The organism is Sporolactobacillus caesalpiniae (genome assembly GCF_040513385.1).
GTDB lineage: Bacteria > Bacillota > Bacilli > Bacillales > Sporolactobacillaceae > Sporolactobacillus.
This window is the reverse complement of sequence record NZ_JBEVCB010000003.1, coordinates 231838-251864: the sequence shown is the minus strand read 5'-3', so window position 1 is coordinate 251864 and position 20027 is coordinate 231838. Positions and strand designations below refer to the sequence as shown.

Sequence of the window (20027 nt, the reverse complement as noted above, 5' to 3'; positions counted from 1 at the left end):
TGAACGTATCTTCTGAATCCTGACGCATAGAAAAGGCGGAGCACAGAAGCCTCCGCCTTGATCGTAACACTAAATTGTCCGATTCTTATAGCGCATATGCCAAAATCCATAATGTTCCTGCGACAACAACAAAAGTGACATAGATGCCAAAAAGTATACCTATGAGCTGGTGTACCGGCTCGGTTCCTTCAGTCACATGCATAAACATAAACAGTTGAATAAATGCTTGAAAAATTGCCAAACCGACAATAATGGTTAAGGTGACAGGCACCGGCAGCGAAAGGCCAACGGCAATCCACAGCGCGAGGAATGTCAGTGCAAGAGACAAGAACAATCCAATCACTTGTTTCCAAGGGAAAGCGGCATGAGTCCGGTTCGTTACCTGATTTTGATTTTCGTCCATATTAAATCACCAACCCTGTCAGATAAACAGCTGTGAAGATGAAGATCCAAACCACATCAAGGAAATGCCAGTACAAACCGATCATGAAAGCCTTACGGGCGGTTACCGGTGTAATGCCACGCCGTGCCAGCTGCAGCAAGATACCAATGATCCAGACAATACCAAGCGACACATGACAGCCATGCGTTCCAAGCAAAACAAAGAATCCAGAAAGAAAGGCGCTTCTTGATAGCGGCGCTCCTTCATGTACCGCGTAAGTATAAAACTCATTTACTTCGAGACCGACGAATACAAGTCCAAGCAGAATGGTTACGATCAACCAGCCAATCAAGCCTTTCTTGTTATGACGACGCAGCTCAATGGTGCTCAATCCACAAGTAAAACTGCTGACCAAAAGAACAATCGTTTCAGCCATAACCGGACCGATTTCAAACAAATCTTTTGCAGTTGGTCCGCCGGCCGTATGACTCTGCAACACAAGATATGTCCCGAATAGAGTACCGAACAGCACCAACTCAGCCGCAAGGAAGATCCAGAAACCAACAATACGCAGATCGCCCTCTTCTGTCGAATATTCCAGCGGCATTTTGCTTCGATCTTTTTCATTCAAGCTAAGCAGTGAATGTGTCATTAGGATAACCTCCCCGTGCCAGCTTCGGTTCGTTTAATTTCATCCACTGAAATATAATGGTGGTCATTATAAACAAAGGAACGAGCGATCATGCAGATCACAATCCCGACCAAACCGGGAATAGCCATCCAATACCACTCGAACACGCACCCAAACCCGGCAATAAACATAAATGTTGCCATGATAACCGGGATTCCAGTGTTATTCGGCATATGAATCGGTTCGTATGGCTTAACCGTTTTTGTTGTAAACGCACCCTTGTCTTCCTTCATCGCTGCGAAGGCATCACGCGTTGAAACTTCAGGAATATGAGCAAAATTGTATTCGGCAGCAGGGGAAGCAGTCGCCCATTCCAATGTGCGTCCGCCCCAAGAATCACCGGTCTTGTCTTGCTTTCCATGAATTGCACTCCAGACAATATTGTAGCCGATCAAAGCGAAACCGACTCCCATGCCGACAGCGCCAATCGTCATGACAACGTTGATCGGCGTCCAGCCAAGTCCTGCGGGATACGTGTACATACGGCGTGTCATCCCCATCAGTCCAAGGAAATACATCGGCATAAAGCAGATATTGAAGGAAATCATGAAAATCCAGAATGACCATTTACCCTTCGTTTCATCCAACATATAGCCGAACATTTTCGGCCACCAGTAATGCAAACCACAGAAAATGCCAAATACAGTGCCTGCAATTAATGTACTGTGAAAGTGTGCCACAAGAAAGTAACTGTTGTGGTATTGATAATCTGCCGGCGCCATAGCAAGCATAACGCCTGTAACCCCACCAATGGTAAAGTTCGGGATAAACGCCAGTGCCCAAAGCATCGGCGTCGTAAATTGAATGCGTCCTTTATTTAAGGTAAACAGCCAATTGAATATTTTGACGCCTGTCGGAATCGCGATAAGCATCGTCGATACTGAGAAGAATGCATTAACCGGGGCAGTATTGCCCATTGTGAAAAAGTGATGCAGCCAGGTAATGAAGCTTAAGACAGAGATCGCCACCATCGACCAGACCATCACGGCGTAGCCAAACAAAGTCTTATGTGCAAATGTAGCAATGACTTCAGAAAAAATTCCGAATACCGGTAAAAGAACAATATAGACTTCCGGATGCCCCCAGAACCAGAACAAGTTGGCCCATAACATTGGAGACCCACCCGCCGCAATTGTGAAGAAGTGCGCGCCGAAAAGCCGGTCAATGGTCATCAGCGCGAGCGCAACTGTAAAAGCCGGGAAAGCGAAGACGACAATTACCGAAGTAATGAGAATCGACCAGGTAAACATCGGCATTTTAAATAGAGTCATTCCCGGAGCACGCATTTTTAAAATTGTGACTAGGAAGTTAATTCCTGTTGCGAGCGAACCGATCCCAGAAATCTGTACGCCAAGTAAATAGTAGTTTTGCCCGACCCCGGGGTTCATCTCCGCACCAGCATAGGGCGCGTAGCTCGACCATCCGGCATCCGGCGATCCGCCGATAACAAAGGACAGGTTAAATAGCATGGCTCCCATAAAGAACAGCCAAAAACTGAGCGCGTTCAGAAATGGGTACGCGACATCACGCGCACCGATCTGCAGCGGTACCGCAATGTTCATTAATCCAAAAATAAAGGGCATGGCGACAAAGATAATCATAATGGTGCCATGTGTCGTGAACACTTGATTGTAATGCTCCGCATCGAGAAAATGCATATTGGGAAGCGTCAGTTGCGCGCGCATCATCAAGGCGTCAATACCGCCTCGGAAAAGCATTAATAAAGCCGCTAAGATATACATAATGCCGATTTTCTTATGATCGACACTGGTCAACCATTCGTCCCACAGCCACTTCCATTTCTTAAAATAAGTTAGGACAGCAACAATACCGATCGAAACCAAGGCAATGGATGCGTCTGCCCCATAGATCATCGGATCGCCGGTAACAAAAAACCATCCCATAAACGATTTAATGGACTCAATCATTGTTATGTCCCCCTTTCCCGCTATCATCATCCATATTCATACCGTCCATAGAGGAGTCGGTATCAATGGATTCACCATTCATTAACGCTTTCATCTGCGCCTCGTTCAAATTCTTCGAAACAATTTCCGGATAAGACGAAAAAGCTTGCGCTTTAACCGTGTCCGGCTTCAAAAGTTCCATATATTTTTCATGTGTTAAGGCAGGTTTGTTATCTTTCACGTTGCGTGCCCAGCTATCGAAATCACTCGCTTTTCTTGCCATAACGGTAAATGTCATATGGGCAAACCCACGGCCGGAATAGTTCGAGCTTCTTCCCGTGTAGTTACCGGGCTTATCTGCCTGCAGCCATAATTTCATCGGCATATCTGTCATGGTATATTGCTGGCCGCCTAGTTCAGGAACCCAAAACGCATTCATCGCGTCGTAGGCATGCAGACGAAACTTAACTGGTGTTCCCGCAGGAATCACAACATAATTAACCGTTTCTATTTTCTGATCGGGATAACGAAACAACCATTTCCACTGAACAGATGTGACGTCAATTGTGAGCGTTTTTCCGGCGATTGCTGATGATGCCGCTGTTGCCTTAGGAGGATGATTCAATTCAAAAAGGGTCTTTACGGTTGGAACGGCTAATAGTACGCAAATAACGACCGGAACAATCATCCAAATGATTTCCAGTTTTCGATTTCCCGTATCATTAGGATCATAACCATCACCTTTTTTACGACCAAACCGGGCAAGTACATAAACAAATAGTATAAGAACAATAGCAAGAACCAAACTCATCATTATTAGCGACCAAATAATCAAATGATATTGTGATCTAGCCACAGGACCTTGTGGATTCAGTACAGCAATTTTATCTGAACATCCGGTCAGCATCGAAACGACGCCTATGAGTAAAAATGGCTTTATAAGTGCTTTCAGATTCTTCATGCTCTCTCTTCCTCCCCTCTTTTTCTCTCACTCTCTTCACTCGTAAAGCAAACATCCACATTATAGCATAAACTTTTAATTATAACTTTATATTATCTAATGAAATACTGTATTTGTTACAATTTAGTGATAAAACGCAAATACAAGAATTATGTGCATTTTATTTCACTTATTGTTCACCGTTTATTCACATTATAAAAAGAACAGCAACAATAATAAAGCGTTTACACTTAATTTTGATTGTCAATTTACATTAGTCGATAGTTAGAGATTGATTCAAAACAACAACTGACTGCGGTTGGTCGTTTTTCGAGAGAACAAAAAAAGCCGGGCAAAAAGCGCCCGATTCTTAATCTCCAGCCATGTGTGATGGTTTTGTGTCTTTTCAGTGCTGAATCGTCGCTTCGGTTACTCGCTTGCCGCGGGCGCACCGCGAGCCTCCTCAAACAGGCAGAAATCTGCGGGGTCTCGCCGGCACGCTAATCCCGCAGGCGTCTCGTACCTCCGCTTTGATTCTCGGCCAAGACACTGGTCTATTGGTTTGAAAACGTGCAAAATAATAAACTTTCTTTACTTGCAAAAAAACCGGACAAGAAGCGCCCGATCCTTACTTCCGCAGAATGCGGTGACTTTCGCTAAATGCGGTTTTGAATCATCAAGCTTGTCTTGAACAAACAGTTCTAATTCATGAATCATTTTGATCCTTGATTAAGTAACGTGGCCGGAATAAAATAAGCGGAGATTTTCCGGTTATATGCATCCTGGCGCTTGTTTCACAGGTAAATAAGGGTAATTTTTCCGCTTATGCACGGAAAAACCCTCTATTTTCACGTTTTTCGATGCGATAAGCGGAATTTCTCCGTCTATTTAAGCTATTTTTGCTTGCATTTTCTAAATAAGCGGAATTTTTCCGTTTATTTCTCAGATTGGGCGGCTTACCTAATCGTCCATCCGAATCTTATGACCATATCGTCGTACCAACAAACCAAAACGTTACACTTTCTTTACTTGCAAAAAAAAGCCGGAACGAAATCAATCGTGTTCCGGCTCTTCTTTAATTCTTATTTCTGCTTGATTATACGAATGATCCTGGGATGTCCAATTGCTGCCCCGGATAAATTAATGTGGAGGATAGATTATTTGCCCTCATCAGTTGATTTACTGTAATTCCATGGAGCATCGCTATCTCCCAAAGGCTGTCGCCTTTTTTGACCTTATAGTCGCTTGCTGAAAGTGATGATGCTTTTTCTGACTTCGAGTTATATGAGGTCTGTTTAACAGTGGCAGATGATGATGATGATGATGGCGCAGAACCAGACAGTTTCAAACTTTGTCCCGGATAGATCACGTCAGATTTTAAACCATTGGCAGATTTCAAGGCACTTACCGTGATTCCATTTTCGCTCGCAATCTTCCAAAGGCTGTCGCCGCTTCTAACTGTGTATGTTGTCGCGCTTGCGCTTGAAGAAGCGCTTGAATTATCCGGTGAGGAAGATTCCGAAGCGGCCGTTTGCGTCTTCGCGGGTGCAGTTCCTGAGAGTTTGAGTACTTGCCCAGGATAAATAGTATTCGATTTTAATCCATTCAGAGATTTCAATTTAGAAACCGACATACCGTTATGATTGGCAATCAACCACAGGCTGTCGCCACTTTTCACTGTATAGGATGAAGCTGAAGTTGAAGCCGTTTTCTCTTGTGTTGCCGGCGACGCGGAATTAGAAGTCTGAGCAGGCGCTGACGCGTTTACCGCGCTTTCCGCCACCCGACGTGCAGTCTTGAATTTTGATTCCCAGTACGACTGAGAACCTCCACCGCTAAATACATTAGTTATATGTACACCAACTGTGATTTCCGAACTAATCATTTGCCCGTTGCCAATATAGATACCAACATGGTGGATTCCGCCGTCACCCGTTGTATCAAAGAAAAGCAAATCGCCTGGCTGCACTTGGCTTTTGGATACCTCGGTGCCGACTGTCGCCTGTGCTGCAGAATTTCTCGGCAATGAGACGTTTAACGCCTTACTGAAAATAAACTGCGTAAATGACGAGCAATCAAACTCGGTTTCTGAAAAGGCAGCTGCGCCATATTTGTAGGGTTTGCCTTGATAGTTCATCGCTTGATTTACGACATCCTGGCCACTTGCCGCTAAAGCCTGCTGACTGGTCACCGATAATAAAAGTCCGCTCACAAGAGCAGTAGGCACAATCATTTTTTTCATGAAAATCGCCTCCAAAGTATCTTTCTTCGTGATTGAACAATCCAAAATAAAGCTGTGCGACGTGAGACTTCCCATTCAAATCCCGGGTGTAATTGTTTCTCTTATTTGATGTTGAATCGGATTCAGCTGTTCAATAAAGCGTTCAGCCGATAAAGGGCGGGCAAACAGATAGCCCTGTGCAAGCGCGCAATTTGTCTGTTTCAGGAACTGCACATGTTCTGGCGTCTCAACTCCTTCGGCGACCACTTGCAGGTCAAGTTCTTGGGCAAGCGCGACAATCATGCGGACGAGCGCTACATCATGATGATCATGGCGATTGCCGCGTATAAACGACTGATCAATTTTGAGCTGGCTCAAGGGCAATTGTTTCAAGTAATTTAACGAATTGTAGCCCGTCCCGAAATCATCAATGCTGATCCTTACACCCAACTCCTCCAGCGCCTGCAATTTCTGTGACATCAAGAATAAGTCGGCGCCCGCAGTCTCCGTAATTTCAAGCTGCAAGTGTTTCGCCATGAGTCCTGATTCAGTTAAAACCGATTGGACCAGATCAACCAAATTCTCTTGAAATAACTGTCTTGGCGATATATTCACCGAGACATCGAACGAATACCCCTGGTCGTTCCACTGCTTCGTTTGCCGGCAAGCCGTCCTCAGGACCCATTCACCGATTTCCTCTATCAGTCCCAATTCCTCCGCCATCGGAATAAATACACCTGGAGATATAATGCCTCGAACAGGATGAATCCAACGAATCAGCGCCTCAGATCCTACAACCGCCCCCGCTCTAAGGTCAATTTGCGGTTGATAATGCAGGGTGAACTCGTTGCGTTTCACAGCGTGGCGCAGATCCATCTCCATCTCAAGACGTTTACTCAAGCCATTGATAATTCCCGGATTGTAAAATTCATATTTTCCCCTGCTGTTCTTCTTCGCATAGTGAATCGACGCGATAGCACAATCAATCAGCTTGCCGCCATTGTCAGCGTCCTCCGGAAAGAAACTGACGCCCATAGTAATTGTTTCGTACCATGGTGTGCCATGGATCCGGATTGGCGCTGTGAATGAGTTCATGATGCGCTTGATATGCATTTTTACATCTGCCCGCGTTCGGTTTTTGAATAGAATAGCGAATTCGTCACCTCTGTAATGGTAAACGTGCTCCCCTTCACATTCTTTCAGCCGTTTTGCCGCCTCTTGCAGCAGCCTGTCTCCGGCATCTCTACCAATAGTGTCGTTCACTCTGTTCATGCTGTCAATATCGACGAACACCAGGGCAAGCGATAGGGCAGGGTTTTCAAGTATCTCATGTTCCAATCGCTTGCGGAGCGCGAGACTGCCCGGAAGTTCCGTTACCGGGTCTATCAGGCTTTCTTTACGCTCATCGTTCTTAAAATAGGCACGTTCCTCAACATCTGCCGTTCCCACATAAACGGAAGAATTACGCTGTCCCATTGTCCTCTGACATTTGACAATCAAGGGAATCCTTGCTCCGTCTCCCCTTATGAGGACGATCCGCTCATCCATTTCCAGAATGCGCCCTTCTCGCAAATCTTGAATGACCGTCGCGGTACGCTCAGCATTCTGGAGAGAGACAACATCCTGCCACTTCATCTGCTTCAATGTTTCAGCAGAATATCCCGCCAATTCACAAAGACGGTTGTTAACGTAAATAAATGAATCACCTTTTATGATATATGCTCCGATATGCAGGCTATCGGTTATTTTCCTTATGATTTTCTCACTTTCCTCCTTGACGCGAAGTCCCTGAATGCGGAAAAACATCATCAGAGAAACAGCGCAAAGAAGAACTGCCAAGATTGCGGCGACAATAATCAGCCACCCGCTATTAACAGACATTAAAGAAAGCACCTGCCTTCCAATCCATCCATCGCTAATCACTAATTAGCGACAATACTCTTCATCTTTTTATCGGTCTGTATGCCCCTCAATTTAATGAATTTTTGTAAATTTTTTTCGACACAAAGCATGGCAAACCCTATGTGACGGAAACCGGCAATGTCCAACATAGTTTTTTCAGTGGTGACTCATTATAATAGAAAGCAACAGGAATCATCATTTCAGAGGAGATGGCTTATGAGTTCAATTTATAAAGCGATGACGATTGCCGGGTCAGACACAAGCGGCGGTGCCGGCATGCAGGCAGATTTAAAAACGTTTCAGGAACTCGGCGTTTACGGGATGACCGCATTGACTTGTATCGTGACTATGGATCCTTATAAACATTGGTCGCATCGCGTGACCACATTAGACACAGACCTATTAAAGAAACAATTAGACACTATTGTCGTTGGTATTGGCGTTGACGCGCTGAAAACCGGAATGCTCGGCTCTCCGGAAATTATCAAAATCGCTTCGGACACGATTGAAAAAAATCATTTGGAGCGTACGGTGATCGATCCTGTAATGGTATGCAAAGGCGCTGAAGAAGAAATACAGCCGGAACTGCAACCGGAAAATACGGCGGCGATGCTCAAGCTGCTGATCCCTAAAGCCCTTGTCACTACACCTAATCTGTATGAAGCAGCTAGACTGACAGGAATGTCGCGAATCACGACCATTGAGCAGATGAAGGAAGCGGCAGCAAAGATTGTCGCACTCGGCGCAAAAAATGCTTTGGTTAAAGGCGGTAGCAGATTGCCGGAAACAGATCAGGCAATCGACGTTCTCTATGATGGAAAAGACTTCCATATCATCGCTGACGAGCGCGTGGACACACCGAATATTCATGGAGCAGGCTGCACCTATGCGGCGGCAGTCACGGCCGGACTTGCCAAAGGAAAATCCGTTCTTGAGGCTGTCACAGTTGCTAAGGCATTTGTCACCGCTGGGATCCGAGCTTCGTTCAGTCTGAATCAGTACACCGGGCCGACCGATCATAGTGCTTACAAGAAGGAATTGGCCGCAAAAAGATAAGCCGAACATCCTGAGACTAAGGCGGCAAACTTGAGAAGCGCCCCCTATCAAAAAGAATCGCTCACAATGTGACGAGCGGTTCTTTTTTTGCGTGTTATGCCTTAAATGAGAAGCCGAGCGCGCGAAGCGGTCCTCGAGTGAAAATGAGAAAAATTCTCTGCGCCACTTCCTCTTCAGGGATACGCATGTGCTGTTCAAACCACCAGCTGACCAACCCGATCATCGCTGAAGAAAGGAAAATTGGCAATATTTCAAGCATCAGCGGATCAACAGGACCATCTGGAAAGGCGAGCTGACGAACCTCGGCCTGAAACTTGTCTAAAAAACGCTTCTGCATTCGCTGGCGGAACATGGGAATGCCTTCATTGAAAAACATTGCCTGAAAAAAGCGCGCATTCTTTTTGAAGTGGCGGAAAATACTCTGAATGAATGCAGTGATGCGCTCAGGAATTGCCTGTCCATCAAGAAAATAGTCGTGGGGATGAAAATGATCGATTGTTTCAGAAAGTCCTTTGTCAATCACCATTTCCAGCAACTCATATTTATCCACATAGTGAAGATAAAAGGTGCCGCGACCAATCTTGGCCGCAGATGCAATATCCTTAATGGTCAGTACATTAAAGCTTTTCTCCTGCAACAAGTCAAGAAACGCAGATTGAATCGCTGCGCGCGTTTTCATGACTCGCAAATCGGTCGATTCGGATCCCATCATCTTGCCCCCACTTCGTTCTGCAACATTTTTATGTTCGTCTCGATAAATAATCGACGTTTTCAGCCGATGTGTTCAATAATGAGCATAAGAAAAACATTTGGCTATTGATCATTTGTTGTTTCCATTTTATCATAATTAGTGAACACAGTGTTCACTATCTTCATCTCATAAAGGATGTGATGACAGTGAGTTATCCTGTAAAAGGAGAGCATCTTCACAAACGGTACAAAAACCAGGTTGTACTGAATGATGTTTCACTCACGCTTCAAGAAGGTGAAATCTACGGTTTGATCGGTCCGTCCGGTGCCGGGAAAACAACGCTTGTCCGGATTTTGCTCGGCTTGGAAAAAGCGGACAGCGGAACAGTCGAGCTGTTTGAAAAACGACCGACTCTGAATGCCTTTCGGTCGCTTGGTTATATGGCTCAATCCGATGCATTATATAACGAATTAAGTGCTTATCATAATCTTGAATTTTTTGCTTCTATTCAGGGGATGCACGGTAAGGAAAAGAAGCAGCGAATTGACGAAGTCGCCAAAGCGGTCGATTTGGATAAGGATCTTAAGAAAAATGTATCCAACTTTTCCGGAGGCATGAAGCGTCGCTTATCGCTTGCGGCGGCTCTTGTCCATAGTCCTCGTCTTTATCTGCTTGACGAGCCTACCGTTGGGCTTGACCCGATGATTAGGCGCAAGCTTTGGACCCTTTTTCATTATTTGAAAGGAAAAGGTGCAACCATTATCGTGACCACTCATGTGATGGATGAGGTGGCCCAATGTGATCGAGTCGGACTCCTCAGCGAGGGGAAAATCATTGCCGAAGGTCCTCCAAAAGAACTAATCAAGCACTACGGTGTCTCATCGGTTGAAGACATTTTTATCGTAAATGAAAAGGAGGCGGCAAAGAAATGAGGAATTTATTTGCAATGGCGCGACGTATCATTCGACAAATTGTCAATGATAAGCGCACTTTAGCACTGCTGATTATCGCGCCGCTTCTGATTCTCACGCTCGTCTGGTATATCTTCGGCGCAAAAACGTCTGAACCAAATCTGGCAATTATTCACTACGAATCATCTGATTATCTCTCCGCATTTAAATCGAGCGACTACGATCGGATGAGTCCTCTTCAAGCGAGGCAAGCGTTGGCTGACAAGAAAATTGACGCCTATGTAGATTTGGAAAAGCCGGTTAAAGTGCATCTGGAAGGCAGCGACCCGTCGCGAAACGGTCTAGCCATGAACACGATTCAAAAGTCGATGCAGAAGATCCAACAACTGACTATTAAGAGAATGAAAAATGAACTCACCGGTGTGATTAAGGCGCAGCAAAAAGGCATTCAAGCGCAGCAGCAAACTCTGCGGCAAATGTCTGAAGCCATGCAGCGGTACGCGCCGGGAGCACTAGCTGCGATTATGCAGACAGCGCCAAAAACCGAACAGCCGAAAGCACCGCAGGAAGCAGAAAAAGTCGCCCTGGACATCTCTTATCTTCATGGCAATGGTGATTTAAACACATTTGATGCCTTTGGTCCTGCTATGGTCGGGATCTTCGTGTTCCTGTTCATTTTCATGATCGGCGGCGTGTCCTTCCTGCGCGAGCGGACAACCGGAACGTTGGACCGGCTGATGGCATCCCCAATAAAGAATTATCAGATCATCTGGGGTTATATGCTTGGGTTCGGTACCTTTGTTATCATTCAATCATTCATACTCACCTGTTATATCATTTACGTCCTGAACATTTACACAATCGGACATCTGCTGGATGTTCTGATCATCGTGTTCATTCTGTCATTCAGCGCGTTGTCGCTTAGCATTTTACTATCAACCTTTGCGTCGAACGAACTGCAGATGTTCCAGTTCATCCCGATCGTTATTGTACCGCAAGTCTTTTTATCCGGGCTGTTCCCGATCGACACACTGCCCGGTTGGGTACAGGCAATCGGCAACCTGATGCCGATTCACTATTCGACCGAGGCGCTGCGAGACATCATGATCCGCGGCATCGGGTTCTCCGGCTGGTGGTTTGACGGGTTGATTTTGATCCTTTTCTCCATCATCTTCATCGTAATCAATGTTCTCGTCATCCGCCGCGCACGACCGGTGACTGATTAGTTTAGAAAAACCGGGCAAAAAGCGCCCGGTTTTTACTTTTGCAGGATGCAGTGACTTTCGCGTTGCATACAGGACGTACTTTCACAGGATGTGATGGCTTTCGCGTTGCATACAGGACGTATGTGTCATTAGCGAAAGTTCCTTTTCCCTTACATTTTTAGCGATAGTTCCTTCCTTACATATGAAAGCTCTTTTGCTCCAACTGCGGTTTTGAATCATCAAGCTTGTCTTGAACAAACAGTTCTGTTTTAATAATCATTTTAATCCATAATAAAGTAACGCGGCCGGAATAAAATAAGCGGAATTTCTCCGTCTATTTAAGCAATTTTTTCATTAATTTTCTAATTAAGCGGAATTTTTCCGCTTATTTCTCAGATTGCACCTCACCCTGATCACGCCCAACCGACTTTTATGACCTCATCGTCGTATCAGCAAGGCAAAACGATAAACTTTAGTTACTTGGAACAAAGGACCGAGGCGATTGCCCGGTCCTTTAGTGTTTGGCGACGATCAAATGAAATTACCGCATCACGCTATCAAGATACAATGGATACTTTGTTGTTCTCGATGACAACGCGTTCACCATTGTCTAAATTCGTAAAAACAACAGATGTAATTATTGACGGCACCTTGCCCGCGATTCCGGAAAAGTCTACCTGCAAGAGCTTGTCTCCCTTTTTAACATTGGAACCATCCTTAGTCAAAACAGTGAAGCCCTCACCTTTAAGAGAAACCGTTTCCAGTCCAACGTGTATTAAAATCTCTCTGCCTTCATTTGATTCCAGAGAGACTGCATGTTTCGTAGGAAATATATTCGTTATCTTGCCGTCAACCGGCGATCGGACAACATCATTTTCCGGGATAATCGCAAATCCGTCCCCCATCATTTTTTGAGAAAAAACCGGATCCGGGACCTCTGTAATCGGCACAATCTTACCTTTTAGCGGCATATAAAATTCGCCCGCCGCCGCAATTTCTTCCTTACTTGGTTCCGACTGATTCGCATTCAAGTCGCTTTTCTGAAACAAATTTTTTAAAAAGCCCATCCCCTGCTCACCTCCAGAAAAAGTACAAATATACTCATTAAATTAACTATACTGTTCGTTTTCTATTAAATCAAATCTACTGCATTGGCAAACTGTTTCGCGGTTTATCAGAAAATGTATGGGCTTTCTTTACTTAGCCGGTTACTTCACTTACTATTGAGGAAAGATTTACAATTTAAGAGAAGAACAAATGGATCGTGGAGGGCTACCATGATTGATTATGATTCGAAAAATAAAATTTTTCATCTGCAAACGAAACGATTTAGTTATGTGATGCATCTCGACAACGGCTGTCTGCTCCATCTCTACTGGGGAAAGATAATCAGAAATTATCACGGCAGTCGCCCGCTCGTTTATGCCTATCGATCTTTCGCTCCTTATACGGATCCTGACCGCCGCGGATTTAGCTTGAGCACACTGCCTCTGGAATATCCGGCGTACGGAACCGGAGATTACCGTCATCCCGCCTATCAGATTCAACTTGAGAACGGATCGACTGTCACCGATTTGCGTTATGCGGGGCATGTGATTTACTCAGGAAAAAAGAAGCTCAGTGGACTGCCCGCCACCTATGTAGAAGAGGCTCAAGAAGCACAGTCACTGGATATTCTGCTGCAGGATCCGATCGCCGGTCTGTCCATTGTACTCACCTATAGCGTGTTTCGCGATTTCGACACGATCACCCGATCCGCTCGATTCGAAAATACGAGTGACGGTGTCCTCCACATTCTGAATGCGGCAAGCAGCAGCATTGATTTTCGGGATGATCAATTCGACAGTCTGACATTCTATGGATCTCATAATAACGAGCGCACTATGTGCCGAAAACCCATATCTCCGGGCAGCCAAATTGTGGACAGCTCGCGCGGCGCCAGCAGCCCGCAGCATGATCCATTCTTCGCTCTTATGCGCAAGAACGCGGATGAGACGCAGGGTGACGTGTTCGGCTTCAGTCTCGTGTACAGTGGCAACTTTCGCGCGCAAATTGAGGTTGATCAATACAAAACCACGCGCGCATCAATCGGCTTAAATCCATTCGACTTCAATTGGAAGCTGGAACCCAATGAAACCTTCCAAACCCCTGAAGCCGTACTCGTTTATTCTGACCAAGGACTAGGCGGTTTGTCGCAGATCTACCACCGCCTCTATCGAACACGACTCGCTCGTGGAAAATTTCGTGACCAAGTACGTCCAATACTGATCAATAACTGGGAAGCGACTTATTTTAAGCTGAATGAGGAAAAACTGCTCGCAATCGCCAAAGAAGCGCAAACTGCCGGCATCGAGCTTTTTGTGTTGGATGACGGCTGGTTCGGCCACCGCGACAATGACAAAAGCTCGCTTGGCGACTGGATCGTCGATAAGCGCAAGCTGCCGCACGGACTTGCTTGGCTGTCCGATCGCGTTCACGATATGGGGCTGCAATTCGGTCTCTGGTTCGAGCCGGAGATGGTTTCACCGGACAGCGATTTATATCGCGTGCATCCCGACTGGTGTCTGCATGTTCCCAATCGCCAGCGCAGTTTAAGCCGCTACCAGCTCGTGCTTGATCTGTCGCGAAAAGATGTTCGCGATTATCTTGAAAAATCGATAGCCGCCATTCTCTCAAACGCGAACATCAACTACGTCAAGTGGGACATGAACCGCCACATGACCGAAATTGGCTCAGCGCTGCTGCCTCCCGACCGCCAGCGTGAGACCGCGCATCGCTACATGCTCGGACTCTATGAATTGATCGAACGGCTCACGGACGCATTTCCGGACATTCTGTTTGAAAGTTGCTCCAGCGGCGGCGGGCGCTTCGATCCCGGTATGCTCTATTACATGCCGCAGACGTGGACCAGTGACAATACCGATGCGGTTTGCCGGCTTAAAATTCAATATGGTACGAGCGTTGTCTATCCACCGATCGCCATGGGTGCACACGTTTCCGCAGTGCCCAATCACCAAGTGGGCCGGATCACGTCACTTGCCATGCGCGGTGCTGTCGCCATGTCCGGCAACTTCGGCTACGAGCTCGACCTCAGGAAACTGACCGATGAAGAAAAAGCCGCAGTTCAAAAACAAGTAGCCTTTTATAAACAGATTCGTCCTTTGATTCAATTCGGCGACTTCTACCGGATCACAAACCCTTTTGAACGCGGCGATGCCGCCTGGTGCTTTGTGTCCCCGGATCAGTCCGAGGCGATCGGCTTTTATTTTACAGTACTCGCCAGCCCGTCTCAGGTGCAAAAGTCATTTCGTTTTCAAGGGCTCAATTCGGAATTCTTGTATAAAAACAAGGAAACGGGCGATGTGTTCGGAGGCGATGAATTGATGAACGCAGGGCTAAATGTGCCAATCGAAAAAGGCGATTTCCGCAATTATGTCTGGTGGTTTAGAAAAGTTGAGAAATGACCAGATACGCGCACAAACGCAGCAACTTACACAAAAATAAGCCTAGACAAGCGCACCACTTGAGCTAGGCTCATTATTTGCATGCTTCGCAGTAAGTAAAGCATGACTCGTTAGCAAAAACAAAGTTTCCTATAGATCAGACTAATTTCTTTCCTTTGGTTTCGGGCGCAAGTGCGATAGAGACGATCGTGCCAAGCAGCACTACACCCGAGAGAATGAGCATCGTTTGGGAGAGACCCAATCTTGAGATCATAACAGGTAAAAGGAATGTGCCCAATGCCGAACCCACCCGACTGCACGCTGTCGCGACACCCACACCGGACGCCCTTAGTTCCGTTGGAAAACTCTCTGCCGGATAAATACCGACCAGATTATTAATGGCCGATATAAAGATCGTAAACACAACAAAAGCGATAATTAACAGAACGCCATAACTTTGCGGGATGATTCCCATCAAAGCCAGTGAAACGAAGCAGATAATAAACGAACTGATGAGAAATCCCCGTCTAGATAGCTTAACGGTCAAATAGGTGCCTAGAATAGCGCCAAACATTAAGAACCCATCTAAAATAAGATCTGCCGAGTAGCCTTCCTGAACATTAAAATACCTTAATATGGTCGGCAGAAACGTAAATACAGAGAAATACGGTAAGACGATACATGCGTAAAACGTTCCATTAAAGATCGTTCGTTTGATGTATTTCTTACCAAACAAGTGGCGCATGCTTAACTGCTTTGTCGGCTGCTCATCACGAATCACAACCTGTTCACCCAAATGTTCCGTGACAATTTTCTGTGCCTTCTCCGGTTCCCCTTTGCTCATTAAATATTGCGGAGACTCAGGTGTCCCGATACGCAGTAAGAGAACGGTAAGCGCCGGCAGTGTTGATGAAGCGAGCATCCAATTCCATGGAACATTCGCGCCTAACAAAAACATGCCGGCAACACTTGAGACGACATAGCCCAATGTGAAAAAAACATTAAACGAGCCAAGCAAAGATCCGCGATATTTTTTCGGCGAAAATTCAGCGAGCATCGCCTGCCCCACCGTATAATCGCCACCGAGACCAAAACCAATCAAAAAGCGCAACAAAAACAATACCCATACACTAGGGGCGAAAAATTGCATGAATGAAGCAAGCGTAATTAAAACAAAGCTGAAGAGGAAAACCTTTTGGCGCCCAATATAATCAGAGACCCACCCAAGCAGGAAACTGCCGAAAAACAAACCGATTAAAACGGAGCTGCCCAAAAGTCCTAAATCGAATACACTTAGGTTCCAAACCTTTTCTAATGCCAATAAGGCAAAACTAATAATGCCGATCACATAGCCATCGGTAAAATGAGCGCCAAACGTTAACGTCGCGATCTTAATATGAAATTTTTTTATCGGAGATTCATCCATCGGAATTTTTTTCTTTTTAAGTTTTTTCTTTTCTTTTTGCATCAAATCCACCTTTACAGAAATTTTTTCATACGTTGAGTGTGCTTCCTAGTGACGCACCTCGATACCTATACATAGCGTTCACCATTATGTCCACCGTATACAGTACCCAAGACCATTTTTGAAAATTATTGATTGAAGAAATCAATAAAGAAAATTGAGTGAACAACTAATACCATTCGGGGGTTAAAAAACGTGGGGTGACGTGGAAATCACATCAAGGTTACGACACAAACCACTTGCTATTTTTCACCAACATAGTCACTCATTTCTGATCGCCGTCGTACCATTTTCGCAATTCTCCTAGGAAAATTGCCGATCATCCATTTGTATCCTTGGGTCAATGACTAACCATTATAAAGGAAAACACCTTCTATTTCAAATCGGGTCACACCATACACACCGACTTCCTCCCGCAAATCCGCTTGAGCAAACAGAAAAAAAGCGATGCTGATCAACACGCATCGCTTGGTTCTCTAATCTCACTGCGGGTTAATCGAAACCCAGATTCGCCGCAACTTAGAATTTTAGTTATTTCTTTTACTGGTTCTCTAGTTCTTCCACCTTGAGTGACAGCTCAGTCCACCGTTCCATCGCCTGATCGAGTTCGGCTTCGGATTCCTGCTGCTTGCTAAAAAGTTCCTGCACTTTCCCGGCGTCGCTGCCTGCTTCAACAATCTCCTTTTTCAATTGCTCCACGTGTTCTTCAAGTGAAGCAATCCTATCCTCGATCCCATTCCACTCCTGCTGTTCCTTATAGGTCAGCTTCTTTTTCTGGAGCGTTTGTCTGCGCGCCGGCGGTTCCGACTTCACTGCCTTAGCTTTACTCGCCGCTGCCCGCTCCATTTTCCGCTCATCCATATACTCACTATAGTTGCCCTCAAAGCGCCGGATGACGCCTTCACCCTCAAAAGCGATCAGGCGGCTTGTAACCCGATCCAAAAAGTAGCGATCATGGGAAACTGCAAGAACGGTACCCGGGAATTGGAGCAGATAGTCTTCCAGAATCGTCAGCGTTTCCGTATCTAAGTCGTTCGTCGGTTCGTCAAGAAAAAGCACGTTTGGTTCGGACATCAAGATACGCAGTAAGTACAGCCGTTTATGTTCGCCACCGGATAGCTTGCGTATGAACGTACGTTGGCGCGGTCGTGAAAAAAGAAAACGTTCCAGCATTTGTTCGGCGGTAACTTGCTGACCGTCGGCTGTGCGCATCACCTGCGCGGCCTCTTTGATATAGTCAATCACCGTCAAATCCTCATTCATTTCCGTATGTTCCTGAGTGTAATAGCCGATTTTTACCGTTTCGCCAATTTCCACGGTACCCGCGTCCGGATCAACCCGTTTTGCAAGCATATTGAGCAGCGTTGTCTTGCCGCTGCCATTGCTTCCAATAATACCAAGCCGTTCGCCAGGAGTCACAAGCAAATCAAAATCGTGAATGAGCGGCTGTCCGTTAAAGCTCTTGGACACCTGTTTTGCTTCAATGACCTTTTTGCCTAGGCGTGTTGATCCGATCGCGAGGTCCACCGACTGCTTTAATTCCGGCCCTTTATGTTCCTGCATCTCGTGCACGCGTTCAACCCTTGCTTTTTGTTTCGTCGACCGGGCCTTGGCCCCGCGTCGAAGCCAGGCAAGTTCCCTGCGCAGTTGATTCTGGTGCTTTGTTTCTCCGGCTGCTTCCTGTTCTTCGCGCTCCGCTTTCTTCTCGAGAAACAGCTCATAATTACCATCATAAATATAGAGATTGCCATGATCCAATTCAAAAATTTTGCGTGTCACACGATTCAAGAAATAGCGATCATGCGTCACCATTAATAAAGCACCCGGATATTGGTTCAGCGCATCTTCGAGCCAATCGATGATGTCGTTGTCCAAATGGTTCGTCGGCTCATCGAGAACCAACAGATCTGCTGGCTGAATCAATGCCCTAGCCAGCGCGATTCGCTTCTTTTGTCCGCCGGAACCGTCTCTCGCCGGTGTCTCAAAATCATGAATGCCAAGGCGCGTTAAGATGCTCTTCGCTGCCGCCTCCGCGTCCCAGGCATTCGCCGCGTCCATTTGCTGCTGACGTTCAATCAACTTTTCCTGAAGTTGCGCATTAGAAGGATCTTTTTCCAATCGACGAAGCGCCTGCTCATAGCTACGTACGGCGGTCATGATCGGCGAAGTACCGCCGTAGATATAATCCAATGCGGTGACCCCTGATTCAAAGACAGGCGTCTGCGGCAGATAAGCGAGTTCAAACGCATTCGCATGGCGCAGATTGCCGCTTTCCGCCGAATCCCTCCCAGCGAGTACATTCAACAGGGTTGACTTCCCCGTGCCGTTTACACCGATTAAGCCAATTCGCTCACCTTCTGAGATTGAAAATGAAAGGTGATCAAAAAGTGTTTGCATTCCATACGTTTTATATAGATTTTCCACATCAAGAATACTCAAACTGTATCATCCTGTTCTAAAAAGCATTTACCAATCAAATTCTAATCTTTTCATTCGGGTCGTGATCAAGATTCTAAACGGGCACCCAGTTACTGATGCGTTTTCTCCCGCACCAGTTTTCCAGTGACAATCAGTCGATTCGGCGTTCGCGTCGGTTTGTCACAGGTCACGAGTGTAATCCGTTTCTCCTTCGTCTGCCCAATGACATTTCCTTCAGTCTCAGAAAGCACTTTTTTATCAATGACCTGATACACATAGTCCTTTTTCAAATTAGTAATCATGATTTCATCACCAATTTTCGTACGCATCAATGGACCGAAGAGCAGGCTTTCCCGGCGCATGTGATGACCGGCAAGCGGATAATTGCCCGTTCCCATTTGCTGATCCGGACGCATGGTCGTCGCTCCAACCAGCAAATTTCCACTGGTTGTTCCCTTTAAAATGGGAAGATTGATCCCCAGGCGCCTCACTCGGATCTGACCAATCACCGCTTTTGAGTTAACGCTCGTACCCGCTTTTACCGTTTCGTAAAATGTTGGCGGCTGAATTTGACTGAAGTCATAAGATGCATCGCGCTGATTATTCTTTTCCAGCTGCGTTGCCGTTAGTTTATCCGTATTATACTTCGCGCTCAAGAGTCCAATCAGACTTTCCTTTAAAAAAGGAGAAGCGATCAAAAGAAGCCCTGCTCCGACCAGTACGCCGATTAGCACTTTCCGCCACATATATGATCCCGCCTTTATTCAATAAAAAGCACCTGATCAAATCTTACCA

At 46.0% G+C, this 20027-nt stretch carries 15 protein-coding genes; 4 read left to right on the top strand and 11 right to left on the bottom strand.

From position 1 onward, the window contains the following. Positions 1 to 85: 85 nt before the first annotated feature. The 6 genes from qoxD to ABWW58_RS07160 all read right to left on the bottom strand — a co-directional run bounded on the left by qoxD (position 86) and on the right by ABWW58_RS07160 (position 8022). Positions 86 to 403, bottom strand: coding sequence for a cytochrome aa3 quinol oxidase subunit IV (gene qoxD, locus ABWW58_RS07185; protein ID WP_353868477.1), 318 nt, complete (start codon positions 401 to 403; stop codon positions 86 to 88). Between the two features lies 1 nt (position 404). Continuing rightward, positions 405 to 1034: a cytochrome aa3 quinol oxidase subunit III gene (qoxC, locus tag ABWW58_RS07180; RefSeq protein ID WP_353868476.1), complete on the bottom strand. Its 630-nt coding sequence runs from the start codon at positions 1032 to 1034 to the stop codon at positions 405 to 407. Further along, positions 1034 to 2977, bottom strand: a complete 1944-nt coding sequence (gene qoxB, locus ABWW58_RS07175) for a cytochrome aa3 quinol oxidase subunit I (protein ID WP_353868679.1) — start codon at positions 2975 to 2977, stop codon at positions 1034 to 1036. Before qoxB ends, qoxC begins: the two co-directional genes overlap by 1 nt. 16 nt (positions 2978 to 2993) lie before the next feature. Next, positions 2994 to 3941, bottom strand: coding sequence for a cytochrome aa3 quinol oxidase subunit II (gene qoxA, locus ABWW58_RS07170; protein WP_353868475.1), 948 nt, complete (start codon positions 3939 to 3941; stop codon positions 2994 to 2996). A 1075-nt stretch (positions 3942 to 5016) separates the two neighbouring features. Beyond that, the gene (locus ABWW58_RS07165; RefSeq protein WP_353868474.1) at positions 5017 to 6162 is read right to left on the bottom strand and encodes a LysM peptidoglycan-binding domain-containing protein; all 1146 of its coding nucleotides are present in this window, start codon (positions 6160 to 6162) and stop codon (positions 5017 to 5019) included. Between the two features lie 75 nt (positions 6163 to 6237). Beyond that, positions 6238 to 8022: a putative bifunctional diguanylate cyclase/phosphodiesterase gene (locus tag ABWW58_RS07160; protein WP_353868473.1), complete on the bottom strand. Its 1785-nt coding sequence runs from the start codon at positions 8020 to 8022 to the stop codon at positions 6238 to 6240. 237 nt (positions 8023 to 8259) lie between these two features. Between ABWW58_RS07160 and pdxK the strand changes: the two genes are divergently transcribed. Then, positions 8260 to 9099: a pyridoxine/pyridoxal/pyridoxamine kinase gene (gene pdxK / locus ABWW58_RS07155; RefSeq protein WP_353868472.1), complete on the top strand. Its 840-nt coding sequence runs from the start codon at positions 8260 to 8262 to the stop codon at positions 9097 to 9099. A 94-nt stretch (positions 9100 to 9193) separates the two neighbouring features. Here pdxK and ABWW58_RS07150 read toward each other — a convergent pair whose 3' ends face one another. Next, on the bottom strand, positions 9194 to 9811 hold the full coding sequence (locus ABWW58_RS07150; protein ID WP_353868471.1) for a TetR/AcrR family transcriptional regulator: 618 nt from the start codon (positions 9809 to 9811) through the stop codon (positions 9194 to 9196). A 179-nt stretch (positions 9812 to 9990) separates the two neighbouring features. Here ABWW58_RS07150 and ABWW58_RS07145 point away from each other — a divergent pair, with 179 nt between their 5' ends. Together ABWW58_RS07145 and ABWW58_RS07140 are read left to right on the top strand one after the other, a co-directional pair. Continuing rightward, entirely contained in the window at positions 9991 to 10722 is a 732-nt protein-coding gene (locus ABWW58_RS07145) for an ABC transporter ATP-binding protein (RefSeq protein ID WP_445783419.1), read from the top strand. Further along, on the top strand, positions 10719 to 11927 hold the full coding sequence (locus tag ABWW58_RS07140) for an ABC transporter permease (RefSeq protein WP_353868469.1): 1209 nt from the start codon (positions 10719 to 10721) through the stop codon (positions 11925 to 11927). The genes ABWW58_RS07145 and ABWW58_RS07140 overlap by 4 nt, the downstream gene beginning before the upstream one ends. 536 nt (positions 11928 to 12463) lie before the next feature. Here ABWW58_RS07140 and ABWW58_RS07135 read toward each other — a convergent pair. Beyond that, positions 12464 to 12973, bottom strand: coding sequence for a PTS sugar transporter subunit IIA (locus ABWW58_RS07135; protein WP_445783418.1), 510 nt, complete (start codon positions 12971 to 12973; stop codon positions 12464 to 12466). Positions 12974 to 13183: 210 nt separating this feature from the next. Here ABWW58_RS07135 and ABWW58_RS07130 point away from each other — a divergent pair, with 210 nt between their 5' ends. Further along, positions 13184 to 15370: an alpha-galactosidase gene (locus tag ABWW58_RS07130; RefSeq protein WP_353868468.1), complete on the top strand. Its 2187-nt coding sequence runs from the start codon at positions 13184 to 13186 to the stop codon at positions 15368 to 15370. A 136-nt stretch (positions 15371 to 15506) separates the two neighbouring features. Here ABWW58_RS07130 and ABWW58_RS07125 read toward each other — a convergent pair whose 3' ends face one another. The 3 genes from ABWW58_RS07125 to ABWW58_RS07115 form a co-directional block, all read right to left on the bottom strand. Next, positions 15507 to 16817: an MFS transporter gene (locus tag ABWW58_RS07125; protein ID WP_353868467.1), complete on the bottom strand. Its 1311-nt coding sequence runs from the start codon at positions 16815 to 16817 to the stop codon at positions 15507 to 15509. 537 nt (positions 16818 to 17354) lie between these two features. After that, positions 17355 to 19253, bottom strand: a complete 1899-nt coding sequence (locus ABWW58_RS07120) for an ABC-F family ATP-binding cassette domain-containing protein (protein ID WP_353868466.1) — start codon at positions 19251 to 19253, stop codon at positions 17355 to 17357. A gap of 89 nt (positions 19254 to 19342) precedes the next feature. Continuing rightward, positions 19343 to 19978, bottom strand: a complete 636-nt coding sequence (locus ABWW58_RS07115) for a class A sortase (RefSeq protein ID WP_353868465.1) — start codon at positions 19976 to 19978, stop codon at positions 19343 to 19345. Between the last annotated feature and the right edge of the window lie 49 nt (positions 19979 to 20027).